The sequence below is a fragment of the Corallococcus sicarius genome, assembly GCF_003611735.1.
GTDB lineage: Bacteria > Myxococcota > Myxococcia > Myxococcales > Myxococcaceae > Corallococcus > Corallococcus sicarius.
This window is the reverse complement of the sequence record NZ_RAWG01000254.1, coordinates 1-14,151: the sequence shown is the minus strand read 5'-3', so window position 1 is coordinate 14,151 and position 14,151 is coordinate 1. Positions and strand designations below refer to the sequence as shown.

At 71.0% G+C, this 14,151-nt stretch carries 14 protein-coding genes; 7 read left to right on the top strand and 7 right to left on the bottom strand.

The window, feature by feature from the left end; genetic code table 11:
- Nucleotides 1–148 precede the first annotated feature (148 nt).
- The 5 genes from D7X12_RS30375 to trxA all read left to right on the top strand — a co-directional run bounded on the left by D7X12_RS30375 (nt 149) and on the right by trxA (nt 5,071).
- Entirely contained in the window at nt 149–805 is a 657-nt protein-coding gene (locus D7X12_RS30375) for an LON peptidase substrate-binding domain-containing protein (RefSeq protein ID WP_120628746.1), read from the top strand.
- 153 nt (nt 806–958) lie between these two features.
- Complete coding sequence (gene nadE / locus D7X12_RS30370; protein WP_120628745.1) at nt 959–2,851, top strand: NAD(+) synthase; 1,893 nt, start codon at nt 959–961, stop codon at nt 2,849–2,851.
- A gap of 191 nt (nt 2,852–3,042) precedes the next feature.
- Nucleotides 3,043–4,146, top strand: a complete 1,104-nt coding sequence (locus tag D7X12_RS30365; protein WP_208719377.1) for a hypothetical protein — start codon at nt 3,043–3,045, stop codon at nt 4,144–4,146.
- Between the two features lie 181 nt (nt 4,147–4,327).
- On the top strand, nt 4,328–4,651 hold the full coding sequence (locus tag D7X12_RS30360) for an FKBP-type peptidyl-prolyl cis-trans isomerase (RefSeq protein WP_120613881.1): 324 nt from the start codon (nt 4,328–4,330) through the stop codon (nt 4,649–4,651).
- Between the two features lie 36 nt (nt 4,652–4,687).
- Nucleotides 4,688–5,071 (top strand): thioredoxin, encoded by a 384-nt coding sequence (gene trxA / locus D7X12_RS30355; RefSeq protein ID WP_120628743.1) that lies wholly within the window; start codon nt 4,688–4,690, stop codon nt 5,069–5,071.
- 33 nt (nt 5,072–5,104) lie between these two features.
- On the opposite strand, the gene D7X12_RS30350 is transcribed toward trxA, so the two are convergent.
- Nucleotides 5,105–5,980 carry a hypothetical protein gene (locus D7X12_RS30350; RefSeq protein WP_120628742.1) on the bottom strand — a complete coding sequence of 292 codons (876 nt, stop codon included), beginning with the start codon at nt 5,978–5,980 and terminating at the stop codon, nt 5,105–5,107.
- A 116-nt stretch (nt 5,981–6,096) separates the two neighbouring features.
- Between D7X12_RS30350 and D7X12_RS30345 the strand changes: the two genes are divergently transcribed.
- Both D7X12_RS30345 and D7X12_RS30340 read left to right on the top strand, forming a co-directional pair.
- Nucleotides 6,097–8,646 (top strand): TonB family protein, encoded by a 2,550-nt coding sequence (locus D7X12_RS30345; RefSeq protein WP_120628741.1) that lies wholly within the window; start codon nt 6,097–6,099, stop codon nt 8,644–8,646.
- On the top strand, nt 8,643–9,476 hold the full coding sequence (locus D7X12_RS30340; RefSeq protein WP_120628740.1) for a hypothetical protein: 834 nt from the start codon (nt 8,643–8,645) through the stop codon (nt 9,474–9,476). Before D7X12_RS30345 ends, D7X12_RS30340 begins: the two co-directional genes overlap by 4 nt.
- Nucleotides 9,477–9,482: 6 nt before the next feature.
- On the opposite strand, the gene D7X12_RS30335 is transcribed toward D7X12_RS30340, so the two are convergent.
- The 6 genes from D7X12_RS30335 to D7X12_RS30310 form a co-directional block, all read right to left on the bottom strand.
- Entirely contained in the window at nt 9,483–10,019 is a 537-nt protein-coding gene (locus D7X12_RS30335; RefSeq protein ID WP_120628739.1) for a Uma2 family endonuclease, read from the bottom strand.
- A gap of 120 nt (nt 10,020–10,139) precedes the next feature.
- Nucleotides 10,140–11,129 (bottom strand): Ig-like domain-containing domain, encoded by a 990-nt coding sequence (locus D7X12_RS30330; RefSeq protein WP_120628738.1) that lies wholly within the window; start codon nt 11,127–11,129, stop codon nt 10,140–10,142.
- Between the two features lie 156 nt (nt 11,130–11,285).
- A complete protein-coding gene (locus tag D7X12_RS30325) occupies nt 11,286–12,041 on the bottom strand; it encodes a putative metal-binding motif-containing protein (protein WP_120628737.1) in 756 nt (251 codons plus the stop codon).
- 117 nt (nt 12,042–12,158) lie between these two features.
- A complete protein-coding gene (locus D7X12_RS30320; protein WP_120628736.1) occupies nt 12,159–12,803 on the bottom strand; it encodes a hypothetical protein in 645 nt (214 codons plus the stop codon).
- 125 nt (nt 12,804–12,928) lie between these two features.
- Nucleotides 12,929–13,534: a hypothetical protein gene (locus tag D7X12_RS30315; RefSeq protein WP_120628735.1), complete on the bottom strand. Its 606-nt coding sequence runs from the start codon at nt 13,532–13,534 to the stop codon at nt 12,929–12,931.
- A gap of 43 nt (nt 13,535–13,577) precedes the next feature.
- A partial coding sequence (locus tag D7X12_RS30310) for a hypothetical protein (RefSeq protein ID WP_208719375.1) occupies nt 13,578–14,151 on the bottom strand: 574 nt, incomplete at its 5' end.

The window sequence follows — 14,151 nt, the reverse complement described above, 5'->3', positions numbered from 1 at the left end:
GGACAGGAGGGTCGATGGAGGACATGCGGCGGCGCACCCTAGCGGAACCCGGGGCCCTTGCCACCGGGCGTCCGGGGTCGGGTGCCTGCCTGATTGGAATGCGACCCGTGTCCCGCGGGCTTAGAACACCAGGAAGGATGCCCGGACCATGACCGCTCAAGAACGTGTGGAGCGCGCCGCCAGCGCGCTGAAGGTGTTTCCCCTGCCGTCGGCGGTCCTGTTTCCCCACACCGTCATCCCCCTGCACATCTTCGAGCCCCGCTACCGGGACCTCGTCCGGGACGCGCTCGCCACCGACCGCGTCCTCGCCCTGGGCCAGCTGGAGCCCGGGTGGGAGGGGAAGTACGAGGGCCGGCCTGGCCTGCAGCCCATGCTGTGCGCGGGCGTCATCGTCTGGGACGAGCAGGTGGAGGACGGCCGCTACAACATCCTCCTGCAGGGCGTCAGCCGGGTGAGGCTGGTGGAGGAGCTGTCGGCGGACAAGCTCTACCGCCAGGTGCGCGCCCACGTGCTGCCGGACCTGTCCTACACGGGGCCGGAGGAGGAGCAGCTGCGCCAGGCCGTCTTCGAGCTGGCGGGCCGGGTGCCCCCCTCGTTCGCGGAGAACCTGCTGCCGGTGGCCGCGCGCGCGGGCGGGGGCATGCTGGCGGACGTGGTGGCGTCCGCGGTGGTGCCGGAGCCCGAGCGCCGCCAGGAGCTGCTGGTGGAGCTGGACGTCCGGCGCCGGCTGGAGATGGTGCTGGAGGACCTGGGCGACCTCTTGACCCAGCTGCAACCGATGCGCCCCAGCGGTCCGCTGAACTAGGGGGCAGGGAACCCGGGGCCGTTTCCGGGGGCACCTTCCGGAGGCCCCTGGGGGAACTGAACGGCCGGGCGCGCGGGCCTCACGCTGCGCTTGCCCTGGCCACCCCTCCCGCGCATTGCTGGGTGCCCCCCCTTCCAGGGAGAGCGACGCACCATGCGGCTCGTGAAGATTGGCATCGCCAGCGTCAACACCACCGTGGGCGCCTTCCACCCGAACACCGACCGCGTGCTGGCCCTGGCGCGCAAGATGGCCGCGGAGAACGTCACGCTGGCCGTGTTCCCCGAACAGGTCATCGCGGGCTATCCCGCCGAGGACCTGGTGCAGTGGCAGGGCTTCATCGACCACCAGTGGCCGGAGCTGGAGCGCTTCGCGAAGGAGACGGCGGCGCTGCCCCTGGTCTCCATCGTGGGCGTGGGCATCGCCCAGCAGGGCGTGCGCCTCAACTGCGCGGCGGTGGTGGCGGGCGGCCGGGTGCTGGGGCTCGTCCCCAAGGAGAAGCTGCCCACCTACAACGTCTTCTACGAGGGCCGCACCTTCGGCCACGGCCAGCCCGGCATGGCGGAGACGCACCGGGGCGTGCCGCTGGGGGACTACCTCTTCCAGTTCGACTTCGGCGTGGTGGCGCCGGAGGTGTGCGAGGACATCTGGAGCGCGGACGGCCCCATGCGCCGGCGCGCGTACTCCGGCGGCGAGCTGGTGGTGAACCTGTCCGCGTCGCCGTTCCGGCTGGGCTTCTGGGACACGCGCCGGGAACTCATCGCCACGCGGGCGTCGGACCATCAGGTCACCATCGCGTACTCCAACGCGGTGGGCAGCAACGACGGGCTCATCTTCGACGGCGGTGGCTTCATCAACCAGAACGGCCGTCCCGTGCTGGAGACGCCGCGCTTCCAGGAGGGCCACACCACCGCGGTGGTGGACCTGGACCGCACGCTGCGGCTGCGCACGGAGAACACCACCTGGCGCGTGGACCGCGAGTCCTGGGTGTCCGCCGGTGGGAAGAAGGTGCCCACCGTGGACTGCACGGCCGCGGTGAAGACGCAGCGGGAGAAGCTCTCCTACCCGGTGCCCGCGCACCGCAGCTTCTTCCTGCCCGCGCCGGACACCCGCCGCAGCGCGCGCGTGGCGCTGTGCGAGGACGTGCTCGACGCGCTGTCCATGGGCGTGGGCGACTACTTCGAGAAGACGCGCGCCTTCAAGCTGTTCGGCATCGCGCTGTCGGGCGGCCGGGACTCGCTGCTCACGCTGCTCATCGCGCACCGGTACGCGAAGCGCGTGCGGCCGGACAACCCGGGCTCGCTCATCCAGGCGTTCTACATGCCCAGCCCCTACTCCAGTCAGCAGACGCGCGACGCGGCGGAGACCATCGCGCGCGAGCTGGGCGTGCCCTTCCAGGTGGTGTCCATCGAGGAGGCCTTCGAAAGGGAGACGGCCGCCGCGCAGCAGATGCTGGGCGAGGCGAAGCTCACGCCCATCACCGAGCAGAACATCCAGGCGCGCATCCGCGCCCAGCGCATGTGGAACTGGAGCAACTCCTGCGGCGGGCTGTTCCTGCAGACGGGCAACATGAGCGAGAAGTCCGTGGGCTACACCACCATTGGCGGTGACCTGATGGGCGCGCTCGCGGTCATCGCGAACGTGCCCAAGACGGTGGTGATGTTCCTGCTGGACTACCTGCAGGAGACCACCGGCTACGAGGGCATCCGCAAGGTGCTGGCCAAGCCCGCGGGCCCGGAGCTCGCGCACGACCAGGTGGGCGAGGAGGAGCTGATGCCCTTCCCCATCCTGGACGCGTGCTTCTACCTGCACGCGGGCGAGAAGCTCACGCCGTCGGAGATGCGCACCGCGCTCACCGCGATGTTCCCGGAGGTGGAGGCCCCCCGGCTGGGTGACTACGTGGACCGCTTCGTGAAGCTGTTCCACCAGTCCATCTACAAGTGGGTGCAGGCGCCGTTGTCGCTGCACATCGGCAACCTGGATCTGGACCGTGAGCGCGCGTTGCAATTGCCTGTCGTCACGGGCTCCGGTTGGCTGCGCGACACCTGATGGATGTCTATGATTGACGGGGGGCAGGGGGGCGTCCGAGCCCCCCGCTCCCGTGAAGTGGCTCTGAAGCCACGCCTCCTCTCCTGGAGGGGGGACGGGCAGGTCAGCTGTCTGTGGTTTCCTGTCAATGCCTTGCCGGAAGACTCTCTCACGACAACCTTCATGTCAGTCAGTCGACGATGGAGGGTTGGATGAAAGAGAAGATTCTGGCGGGCGCCATCGCGGCGCTCATGTACGGGACGGGCGCGGTTGCGGCGGAGAAGGATTGCCCCCCGGGGCAGGCCGCTGTCTACAAGGACAAGGGCCAGCAGGAGATGACGGCGCAGGTGTCTCCGGGGACGGTCCAGGAGGAGGATCTCACCATTGAGGAAGCGCCCGCGGACGATTCGCTCCAGGGCACGGGAGGGAGTGGCTCAGCGCCGATGGACGATTCGCAGAACCTGGAGACCAGCGATCAGGGCGTGAGCAGCCCCAGCGCTGGCACGGGAGGCAGTGGCGCCATCTACCTGAACACGCCGCTGCGCTGCGAGCCGGTGGAGCAGTCGGGGACGGGCGGCAGCGGTGCCATCACGCCGGAGCAGCAGAGCGCGCCCCTGACGCCTCCACCCGCGCCGGTGGAGCCTCCGGCACCTCCGCCTGCGGCACCTCCGCCTCCGCCCGAGTCGTCGGATGCCACGGGTGGCAGCGGCACGGCGGCGCCGCCCGCGGCCACGGACTTCAGCTCCAGTGAGGAGGTCCAGCCGCTGGAGGTGGAGGAGAAGGACAAGAACGACAAGAGGGGTCTGACGTTGCTGGTCGGCGGTGGTGTGGAAGGCTACACCGGCGCCCTGGCTCCCCAGATTGCTCCCGGCCCCACGGCGGCCGTGACCGCGTCGCTCAAGCCCACGTCGGTGCTGGGCATCGAGGTGGGCTACACCGGCGCGCTCAACAACATCAAGGGCCCGGGCGATGAGACCAACTTCGACGGTCCGGACCTGGTCCGCAACGGCGGTCAGGCGGCCCTGACGCTCGCGGTGTCTGCGTCGGCGGTGCAGCCGTACCTGCTGGGCGGCATCGGCGTCAGCAACTACCACTTCCGCTGGGGTGAGTCGCGCGGCTTCTCCGACGACACGGTGGGCAATCTGCCCGCGGGCGTGGGCCTGCGAGGCCACTTCGGCAGCCTCACGGCGGACCTGCGCGGCTACTACAACTTCCTGTTCGACAAGCAGTTCGCTCCGAACATCGAAGCGGGTGGCAGTGACCCGTCGGGCGGTGGCAGCTACGCGACCACCCTCAACGTGGGTGGCACGTTCTGACCTGAAGCCTGAATGACGAAATCCATGGCAGGAGTTGGCGGCGGGGTGTCCGGTTTCGACCGGGGCCCCGCCGCCACTCTCTTTTTTCCGGCGACCGGACGGCCATTCAGGGCGGCAGGGGGCTGCATCCGGCGTTAAAGTGCGGATTTTTCCAAGGCGGATTCCCGCCAAGGAGTCACGCATGAGCTTGAAGACCGAAGACGTGAAGGTGGGAACCGGGGCCGAGGCCACGAAGGGCAAGACGGTGACGGTGCACTACGTGGGGACGCTCACCACGGGCGCCAAGTTCGACAGCAGCCGCGACCGGGGGCAGGGCTTCACGTTCCCGCTGGGCGCGGGCCGCGTCATCCAGGGCTGGGACCAGGGCGTGGCCGGAATGAAGGTGGGCGGCGTGCGCAAGCTCACCATTCCGCCGGAGCTGGGCTATGGCGCGGGGGGCTTTCCTCCGGTCATCCCCCCGAACTCCACGCTGCTGTTCGAGGTGGAGCTGTTGGACGTTCGTTAGGATCCGGTAGTCAGGACCAGGAAAAGAGAGGCCGTCATGGCGACGCTCGAAATCACGAAGGACAACTTCAAGGAGACGGTGACCAAGGGCGGCATCGTCGTGCTGGACTGGTGGGCCACCTGGTGCGGCCCGTGCCGGGCATTCGCGCCCGTGTACGAAAGCTCGTCGGAGACGCACAAGGACATCGTCTTCGGGAAGATTGACGTCGACGCGCAGCCGGAGCTGTCCAGCGCCTTCGAGGTCCGGTCCATGCCCACGCTGATGGTCTTCCGCGACGGCATCCTCCTGTTCGACCAGCCGGGCGCGCTGCCCAAGACGGCGCTGGAGGACCTGCTCCGGCAGGTCCGCGCGCTGAACATGGAGGACGTGAAGCGCGAGGTCGAAGCGCAGCGCGCCGCCAAGGGCGCCCCTGAGGCCTGACGTCCGGCCGGGGCCTCGCCTGTCCGGGAGGCCCTAGGGCGCGGCGACGGTGCAGACGCCGCCGCCGTTCAGGTGCGCTTGATCCACGATGCTCTGGGTGACGAACGCCTGGAGCGTGCGCAGGTCGTAGGCGCCCGGTTGGTAGACGACGGGCTGGCCCTGGGCATCCGTGAGGGTGCCTCCGTCCAGACCGTGCAGGTCCAGCAGGTCCTGGGACGCCAGCCCCTCCGGCGTGATGACGCGGTTCGCGTCCGCCGTGGCGGCGATGGCTTCGAAGCGAAGCTGCACGCCGCGGTGGGTGCCCAGCCGGTCGTAGAACATGTGCTCGGCGTGGATGGTGACCTCCGCCTCCGCCACGGAGTTCTCCGGCACGACGATGCCCTGGGTGCCATCCACGCCGTTGATGCAGTCCACCATCCGCGCGTGGACGGGGAAGCCCATGCGGAAGGTGTAGAGCCCCCGGGTGGGGTCGCGGTGCTGCGCCCGGCCCTCCACGTAGTAGCTGAAGCCGCGCTCGCGCATCATCGCCAGGTCTTCCGCGGACACGGAGGGGCCCGCCACGGTGCGCGCCTCCGGGGGACTCACGCGGAAGTCCACGTTCCAGCGTCCCGCCTCCAGGCCCGTCAGCGCGGTGAGCGGAACGTCCCCCTTCTGCACGTCCACCAGCACGTGCTCCTGGCTCGCGCGCACGTCGCCGGACGCGGAGGTGAGGGTGAAGTCCCCCAGGGACACCAGGTACTTGCTGAACTGCACGGACCACTGATCCTGGAAGAGGTGGTCGGCGTAGCCGCGCTGCGTGCCGTCCCCTCCGCTCAGCGTCACCTGGACGTCGCCCCGGGCCACGGTCTCCCCACACCCGGTGGCTCCCAGGCACGCCGCCGCCAGCAGCCACTTCCATCGATGGTTCATGTAGCTGGTTGGTATTTGTAACATGGTTGCAAGTCAAGTCCGTGTTGCGGTATCCACGGCCGCTGTGTGGAGGGCCGCCTGCGTCGGGTGGACTCCGCCGAGCGAGGTCGTTGCCCGTGTTCATCCCGACGCTCGTGCTCTGGTTGCTGAGCGCGTCGCCCGAAGCGCCCGTGATTCCCCCCGTGCCCGTGGAGGCGGCGCCGCCCGTGATGCCGGCGGGCGTGCCGGCCCTGACGCAGGCCGTGCGGGTGGTGCTGCGGCTGACGCTCGACACCGGGGGCGAGGTGTCCCGGGTGGAGGTGCGCGAGTCGGGCGGTGAGGCGTTCGACCGGGCCGCGATGGCGGCGGCCACGCGCTGGCGCTTCGAGCCCGCGCGCCGGGGGGATGTTCCCCTGGAGGTGCAGGTGGATGTGCCGGTGATGTTCGAGCCGCCCGCGGCCCCTGTGGAAGCTCCGACGGCGGCCCCGGTCGTGACCGCGCCAGAGGCTCCGGGGCAGGCCCCGAACGAGTCTCCGGAAGCGGCTCCGGTGGCGACCGCGCTAGCGGATCCGATGCCCACGGACGCGAAGCCGCCAGCATTCTCCACCACGGTGCGGGGGCGTACGGCCGCGCCGCCTCCGGTGGCGGTGGGGGACTTCCACATCACGGTGGGGCAGCTCGCGGACGTGCCGCGCAACTCCGCGACGGACCTGTTGTTGCTGGCGCCGGGCGTGATGCTCGCCAACCACGGAGGGGAGGGCCACGCGGAGACGGTGTACCTGCGCGGCTTCGACGCGGGCGAGGGCAAGGACGTGGAGATGCGCCTGGACGGCGTGCCCCTCAACGAGGTCTCCCACGCGCACGGCCACGGCTACGCGGACACGTACTTCATCATCCCGGAGCTGGTGAAGTCGCTGCGCGTGACGGAGGGTCCGTATGATCCGTCCCAGGGCGACTTCGGCGTGGCGGGCACGGTGGAGTACCAGCTGGGGCTGGAGCGCCGGGGCATCACCGCCTCCGCCAGCTACGGCAGCTTCGCGTCGCGCCGGCTGTCGCTGGTGTGGGGCCCGCCCGAGTCCACCGACGCCACCTTCGTGGGCGTGCTGCTGCGCCAGGGGCACGGCTTCGGCCCCAACCGCGCGTATGCGAACGCGGGCCTCATGGCCCAGACGGAGCTGCGGCTCGGGCCGGAGACACGGCTGCGCCTCTTCGGCGCGAGCTACGGCGCGCGCTTCTCCTCCGCGGGCGTGGTGCGCGAGACGGACGTCGTGGACGCGCGGCTGCCGTGCGCCCAGGACCCGGACTCACAGTTCTTCTGCCTCTACGACCCCAACCAGGGCGGCGCCAATCAGCGCCACATCGCCTCCGTGGAGTGGGTGTCACGGCTGGAGCGCGGCGGGCGCTTCGTGCAACTGGCCTACGCGGTGTCGCGGCAGATGCGCAGCCGCGAGAACTTCACCGGCTTCCTCCAGGACACGCCCCCCATCGGCGAGGCGCAGCGCGGCGACAACACCGAACAGTTCTACCAGGGCACCACCGTGGGGGTGCGCGGACGCTACACGCCGGGGCTGGTCTGGGCGGGACAGCCGCAGCCGGTGGAGCTGGGCTACGTGGCCCGCTACGACAACGTACACACCCGCGCGCGGCGCCTGCGCGACAAGGGCGGCGCGCCCTACGCCACCGTCTTCGACAACCAGGTGCGCACCACGAACCTGGGCGCCTGGCTGTCCCTGCGGAGCAGCCCGCTGCCGTGGCTCACGCTCCGGGGCGGCGTGCGCGTGGACACCTTCCTGTTCGCCGTGGAGGACCTGAACCGCCCGGACGAGGACCGGCAGGGTGAGCGCATCCCCGAGGAGTCCGTGGAGGCGTACGGCTTCTTCGCCAGTCCTCGCGCCACCGCCGAGGTGCGCCTGACGCCGCGCCTCACGTGGCTCACCAGCGCGGGCCTGGGGGCGCGCTCCAGCGACGCGGCGGGCCTGTCCGACGCGGAGTTCGCGCCGTACGCGCGGGTGACGTCCGGAGAGACGGGGCTGGGCTGGCGCTGGGGGGACGCGGCGCACGGCGCCACCACCGTGGAGGCGCGGGGCGCGGTGTTCGCCACGCGCGTGTCGCAGGACCTGGTCTTCAGCGAGACGACGGGGCGCAACCAGCCCATTGGTCCGTCGCAGCGGCTGGGCGCCTTCGGCAGCGTGCGGCTGCTGTGGCATGAGCGCCTGGACGTGCAGGCGAGCCTCGCGTGGGCCCGCGCCACGCAGCCCCTGCCCGGAGCGTCCTCGTGGCGGGTGTGGGACGGCACGGTGCTGCCGTACATCCCGCAGGTGCTGGGCCGGGTGGACGCGGCGTGGCGCGGCACCACCACCGTGCTCCAGCAGGACGTGGGGTGGAGCCTGGCGCTGGGACACAGCGCCATCGGGCCCAGGCCGCTTCCGTTGGACCGCTACAGCGACCCCATCTTCCTTTTCGATGTGGGGGCCCGGGCGCGCTGGCGCGCGGTGGAGCTGGGCGTGTCGGTGGAGAACCTGCTGGACGCGCGCTGGCGGGAGTCGGAGTTCAACTACGTGTCCAACTTCCGCGGCCCGGATGCGCCCGCGTCCCTGCTCGCCACGCGCCACTTCTCCGCCGGTGCTCCCCGCACCGTGCGCGGCACCCTCACCGTGTACCTGGACCTCCAGGAGGACAAGCCATGACCTCCCCCGTGCGTCACACCCGCCGTGCCTTCACGTTGCTGCTGGGCGGCGCGCTCGCGGCGGGCGTCAACGCCTGCGGGCTGTCTGGCACCGGAGGCCGGAGCATCACCTTCCGCATGGGCCTGCGCACGGCGCTCGCACCCGATGAGGACACGGTCGGCGTCTTCACCACCGACACCGGCTGGCGCGTGGAGCTCACCACCGCGCGCATGGTGCTGGGGCCCATCTACCTGTTCGAGAAGGCGTCGCCGCTCCAGCCCCAGGCCCTGCTGCGCCGGCTGGGCGACGTGCTGCTGCCTGGCGCGCACGCGCACGAAGGGGACTTCTTCTCGGGCGGCCGTGTGCTGGGGGAGTGGGACCGGGAGGTGGTGTTCGACCTGCTCGCGGACGCAGGACAGGCGCACGTGCTGGGGCGCTCCCCGGGCATCGCCGGGATGGCGCGCTCCCTGTCGCTGCTGCTCCAGCCGCCCTCCGGCGCACTGGGGGCAGAGGGCGAGGTGATGCAGGGCCGCTCGCTGTTCCTCGCGGGGAGCGCGACGCGCGCGGAGGTGCGCGTGCCCTTCCGGCTCGCGCTGGACTTCCCGCCGCCGGTGGAGCTGCAGCGCGTGGACTTCGTGCCCATCCAGGCGGACCTGGACGAGGAGGGCTTCTTCGTCCTGGAGGTGCAGCCGCACCGCTGGTTCACGGGCACCCGGTTCGAGCGGCTCGTGGTGCCAGCGGATGGCGCGCCGGTGGAGGTCGGGCCGGAGACCCAGGTGCACCGCGCGCTGAGCGTCAACGTGCGGCGCTTCGACGCCTTCACGGGCGCGTGGGAGCCACCGGAGGCGTGACCCAGCTCAGCTCGGCGACCAGAACGGCGCCAGCGACAGCTCCAGGCCTTCAAAGGGTTCGGCGCGCACGCACTCATCGCCGACGAAGGCGCGCTTCAGCATCCAGCGCTCGTGGTCCAGGCGGAACACCTCCAGCACGCGGTTCACGGGGTTGATGACCCAGGCGTGCTGGATGCCCGCGCGGGCATAGCGCGGCAGCTTGGTGGCCAGGTCCAGCTTCGCGCTGGAGGGGGACAGCACCTCGCAGATCCAGTTCGGAATGCGGTGGATGAAGGTGCCCGAAGGCAGCGTCTCCGGGCGTCCGCCCATCCAGCCCGCGAGGTCCGGCACCAGCACGTCCTGGCCCATCAACAGCCGGGGGGCGGCGGTCCACCACCAGCCCTCCGGCGCGCGACCGAGCAGGGGCGTCAGGCCCTTGAGACGCTCGGTGGACGGAGAGGAGATGTAGAGGACTCCATCCAGCGCTTCGCCCACGAGATAGTGGGGCAGCGTCTGGACCTCCTCGTGCGGCGGGAGGGGCTTGCGGGCGGCGGGGTGACGCATGCGGCGGAGCCTCCAGGCGAAGCGCCACCGTAGCGTGTGCACCCCGTCGCGGCACCGGACCGGCGGGGAGGGGAAGCTTGTCCTGGTGGACGGTGGGCCTCCCCCTGGGACGTGGTCGCGCTACTCGCGCTCCAGCACGAACTGGAACTTCTCCGACGGGGTGGGGCCGAACTGGAACAGGTAGATCTGATCTCCCGCTTCGGCGGGGAACTTCACCGTGTGCGTGATGCCGGCGCAGATGAACCGCGCGGGCGCGAGCACCGACGCCACGTCCGTCCCCCCCGCCGTGTCGTTGGTCACCTTCGTCGCCATTTCCTGGTTGAGGTAGAGCGTGACCTGTTCGGCCTTCGCCGGGTCGGAGATGAAGCCCGTGTAGCCCCCGAAGCCCGCCTCACCCGCGCGCAGGGTGACGGCGTAGAGGGCGTGGCCGGTGTGCGTGTCCGGTGGAAAGTCGAAGGGCGTCCGCCCCGCGGTGACGGCCTCCGGCGTGTTGACGAGCGTGTGCGTGCACGCGTGCTCCATCACCGGGTCGCGCTCGCCGGTGGTGAAGTCGAGCGCGCCGTCACCCAGGCCCGCCGTGGCGGGGTTCAACGGATGTCCGGCCGCGTCCCGCAGCGCGTCCAGCGCCACGGTGTAGCGCGTGGAGACCTCCAGGGGCCGGATGCTCTCCTCGGTGCGCGGCACGGTGACCGTGAGCGTGCGCGCGTCCTCGGACCAGGTGCCAGTGAGGACGCGGGCGGGCATGGTGGCGTCGGTGCGGTCGCGCAGCGTCACCTGGGCCCTGGACGCATCCATGGGCTCGCTGAAGGTGAGCGTGAGCACCTTGCGGAACGCGATGAGTGGCTTCTCCCCGGACGTGTCCGGGTACATCTCCAGCGGGTAGACGTCCGTGGCGCCCTCGGCGGGCTGGGACGCGGTGACGGTGACGGTGGAGCCCGCGTCGGTACCGGCGTCGGTGCCCGCATCGCTTCCGGCGTCGGTGCCCGCATCGGCGCCCGCGTCCGTCTGGACGCCGGCGTCCGGCGTGACGGGGGTGGGCTCGTCATCACAGCCGCTCAGCGTCAGGGTGGCGCAAGCGGCGAACAAGAAGGCGGCGGAGGAGAGACGCATCGGGAAGGGTCCTTCAGGGAGGCACGCGCCGGACGAAAGGGCACGTGGAAGCGCGGGAAAGAGGCCCACGCCGGAGCACCCTTCCGAGGGGAGGTGCTCCGGCGTGGGTGCGGGCCCTGCTCAGGCCCGCGTCAGCGGTCGTCGGGGCTCAGCGCGCTAGCACTGCGACCCGTCGCAGTTGTCGTCGATGCCGTTGCCACAGACTTCCGTGGCGCCCGGGTTGATGCTGGCGCCGGAGCCCACCGTGTCGTTGCAGTCAAAGCGCTGCGTCGTGTAGCCGGCGGGCGGCGTGCACGCGGTGTAGATGGACGTGGTGCTGCCGTAGCCGTCGCCGTCCGCGTCGCGGTAGTAGCGCGTGCGCGAGTCGTCCAGGAACTCCGGCACCACGGTGATGGCATTGCCGGACGCGGGGCCCGTCGCGACGATGTACGTCGTGCCGGCCGTCAGGTCATGGACGGACACGTACACGAGCAAACAGCCGGAGGAGGACACCGTCTGTGACAGCGCGGAGGGCACCGTGGCGCTGGTGCTCCCGTTGATGACGGTGAACGGCACGTTCTGCGTCCGGTAGAACGCATAGGAGCCGGTGGTGGCCGGCACGTACGTCACCGAACCCTCGGCGCCGGAGGGCAGGGCGATGTCGTAGGCCGTGTGCTTCGTGCTGATGGAGGGCGCGCTGGTGACGCGCGTGGCGCTCGCCGTGCGGGCCAGGTGATCCGCAGGGTTGCCGGAGTGGACGCACGCGTGCGACGTGATGCCCGTGCCCAGCGACGTGCAGGCGGCGTCCAGCGCCTGCGAGCCCTGCTCCTCGAACATGGACTCGGGCATGGGCTCCGACTCCTCCATCGGACCGCAGGCCGTCAGGCCGAGCGACAGCAGGGCGCTCAGCGCGATGCGCTTCATCTTCATCATGGGGTGCTTCCTTTCGGGATGCCGGGCGCGGGGTGCCAGGCGGCACCTGCCGCCGGTGCGCCCGGTGGCCCTGTCATGCCTGTAATGCAACTGAGTTGCAATAGATGGCAGGTGACATCACGGGAGATGTTCGATGACGAGCCCCAGCTCCGGGGCCGGGGTGGGGCCGAAGGAGACGGTGTACTGGACCTTGTCGGTCAGCTCGTAGCCGACCATGTGCTTCAGGCCGTCGCAGAAGGCGCCGGTGGCCTGGGTGCCGACGGGCTCCACGACGCGCTCGCCCTCCTTCACGGTGACGGCGACGTCATGCGTGCTCAGGTAGAGGACGAAGTCGCCCGTGGCCCACGCCTTGAAGTTGAACGTGCCCACGGAGGCGCCGTTCTCCTGGCGCAGCTTGACGGTGTAGTGGGTGTGGAAGTCGTCCACGCGCGGCAGCCGGTCCGGGGACGCGGTGACGGTGCTGAAGGGGCCGTTCGTGACGTGGAAGCAGGCGTGTTCGCCGTCGTCGCCGAAGTCGAAGCCGTCGCGCGGCACGTAGTTCGGGTCCGGCACGCAGGACAGGCCCTGCTCGCTGGCGATGGAGCCCCGGTCGCAGTGACACCAGTCACCCTCGGGCTCCCGGTGGATGTGGCCTCGGGGCGCACAGGGGTCGGTCTGCTCCTGCGGCGTGCCGGCGTCGGGGGGCGGGGAGTTGCTGTCGCCACAGGCGGTCAGTGCCGCGATGCAGCAGGCCAGGAGGGAGGCGCGGAAGGGGAGACGCATGGGCGGACTTCCGGTTCGGGGTGATGTTGTAGATGCAACCGAGATACATAAGTTCCTGGGTATTGGGAAGGCCCGGGGCCGCGCGATGGCGTCCCCGGGCCCCCCTTCAAGCGCGCCTGGAGGGGTTACTCTTCAGCGTGGGCGTGCCCCGTCTCCTCGATGACGAGGAGGAAGGAGGAGGCCTGGGGGACGACGGCCGCGAAGTCCACGCGGTAGTCGATGCCTCCCTCCAGGTCCGCGGTGACGGCGGAGCGCAAGCTGCCGCAGACCTCCTGCGGGACGGCGTAGTGGCACTCCAGGCCCACCTCCTCGTTGGTGGCCGCGTTGACGACGCGGACGGCGCGGAAGCCGGAGGTGAGGAAGGCGTACTCGGTGGACTCCTCGGGCGTGAAGATGACGGAGCCCGCGTAGCCCAGCGTCCACTGCTGGTAGGTGATGGCCGGGAGGGTGATGTTGAAGGCGGTGTGCGCGGCGCTCACGTCCACGAAGGACGGACCGCCCAGGGGCGCCGCCGTGACGGACTCGAAGGGACCGAATTCGGCGTGGACGCAGGAGTGCTCGGCGGCCTCCGCCAGCTCCTCGGTGTCAACGCAGGCGGCGATCAGCTCCGACTGCTGGGGCATGGGGGCGGGGGCCGCCGTCTCCGGGGCCTGCTCCTCGGTGGCGCCACAGCCGGCGAAGAGGAGGGCGGCGCTGGTGATGAGGGCGTGGGTGGACAGGTGCTTCAACATGGGGGGCTCCTTGGGATGGGTGCTGCGCGGGTGAGAGCGGGGGCTAGGAGCGGTCCGGGCGCAGCACGAGCCAGGGGACCCGCACCCGGCCCGAGGCGAGGCGCTCGGGCGGAAGCTGGAGGTGGGCGCCGTGGGCGCCAGGCGAGAGGCTGGAGGCGCGCTCCCAGGCCGTTCGGAAGGACGCTTCGTCCGGGAAGGTGACGTGCGAGACGCAGCCGGCGGCGTAGCAGTGGGCGGGCTCCGTCTGGATGGGCCGCGCGTCCGGGGGGAGGCGCTCGTGCCAGGTGTCCAGCGCGGCGTGGGCGTCCCGCGTCCACGGCTCCACGCTGTCACCCGAAGCCAGCAGCTCCGCGAGCACCGCGTCGCGGCGGGCCTGGGGGGACGCATGGTCGGCGCGCAACGCCTTCACCAGCCGCAGGCGCGTCTCGGGCAGGGCGCGGCGCGCGCGGTCCCGGAGTTCCGGTTGCGGCGGCCCCTGGACCTTCAGCGCTGCTTCGAGAAAGGCCTCCGCGGCAGGCTCCGGCTCCTGCTCAGGCCCCGCCGCGACGGGGGGCGTCTCGGGCACCCGCGCGAGGGCAACCGGTGGGGCGACAGGTTCCACCGGCGTGGGTGGGAGG

What these genes read in the sequence shown, in the direction of transcription:
- D7X12_RS30340 (WP_120628740.1), top strand. Translation starts at nt 8,643, where the DNA reads ATGACCTCCCCCGTGCGTCACACCCGCCGTGCCTTCACGTTGCTGCTG.
- nadE (WP_120628745.1), top strand. Translation starts at nt 959, where the DNA reads ATGCGGCTCGTGAAGATTGGCATCGCCAGCGTCAACACCACCGTGGGC.
- D7X12_RS30325 (WP_120628737.1), bottom strand. Translation starts at nt 12,041, where the DNA reads ATGATGAAGATGAAGCGCATCGCGCTGAGCGCCCTGCTGTCGCTCGGC.
- trxA (WP_120628743.1), top strand. Translation starts at nt 4,688, where the DNA reads ATGGCGACGCTCGAAATCACGAAGGACAACTTCAAGGAGACGGTGACC.
- D7X12_RS30330 (WP_120628738.1), bottom strand. Translation starts at nt 11,129, where the DNA reads ATGCGTCTCTCCTCCGCCGCCTTCTTGTTCGCCGCTTGCGCCACCCTG.
- D7X12_RS30350 (WP_120628742.1), bottom strand. Translation starts at nt 5,980, where the DNA reads ATGAACCATCGATGGAAGTGGCTGCTGGCGGCGGCGTGCCTGGGAGCC.
- D7X12_RS30315 (WP_120628735.1), bottom strand. Translation starts at nt 13,534, where the DNA reads ATGTTGAAGCACCTGTCCACCCACGCCCTCATCACCAGCGCCGCCCTC.
- D7X12_RS30320 (WP_120628736.1), bottom strand. Translation starts at nt 12,803, where the DNA reads ATGCGTCTCCCCTTCCGCGCCTCCCTCCTGGCCTGCTGCATCGCGGCA.
- D7X12_RS30335 (WP_120628739.1), bottom strand. Translation starts at nt 10,019, where the DNA reads ATGCGTCACCCCGCCGCCCGCAAGCCCCTCCCGCCGCACGAGGAGGTC.
- D7X12_RS30375 (WP_120628746.1), top strand. Translation starts at nt 149, where the DNA reads ATGACCGCTCAAGAACGTGTGGAGCGCGCCGCCAGCGCGCTGAAGGTG.
- D7X12_RS30360 (WP_120613881.1), top strand. Translation starts at nt 4,328, where the DNA reads ATGAGCTTGAAGACCGAAGACGTGAAGGTGGGAACCGGGGCCGAGGCC.
- D7X12_RS30365 (WP_208719377.1), top strand. Translation starts at nt 3,043, where the DNA reads ATGAAAGAGAAGATTCTGGCGGGCGCCATCGCGGCGCTCATGTACGGG.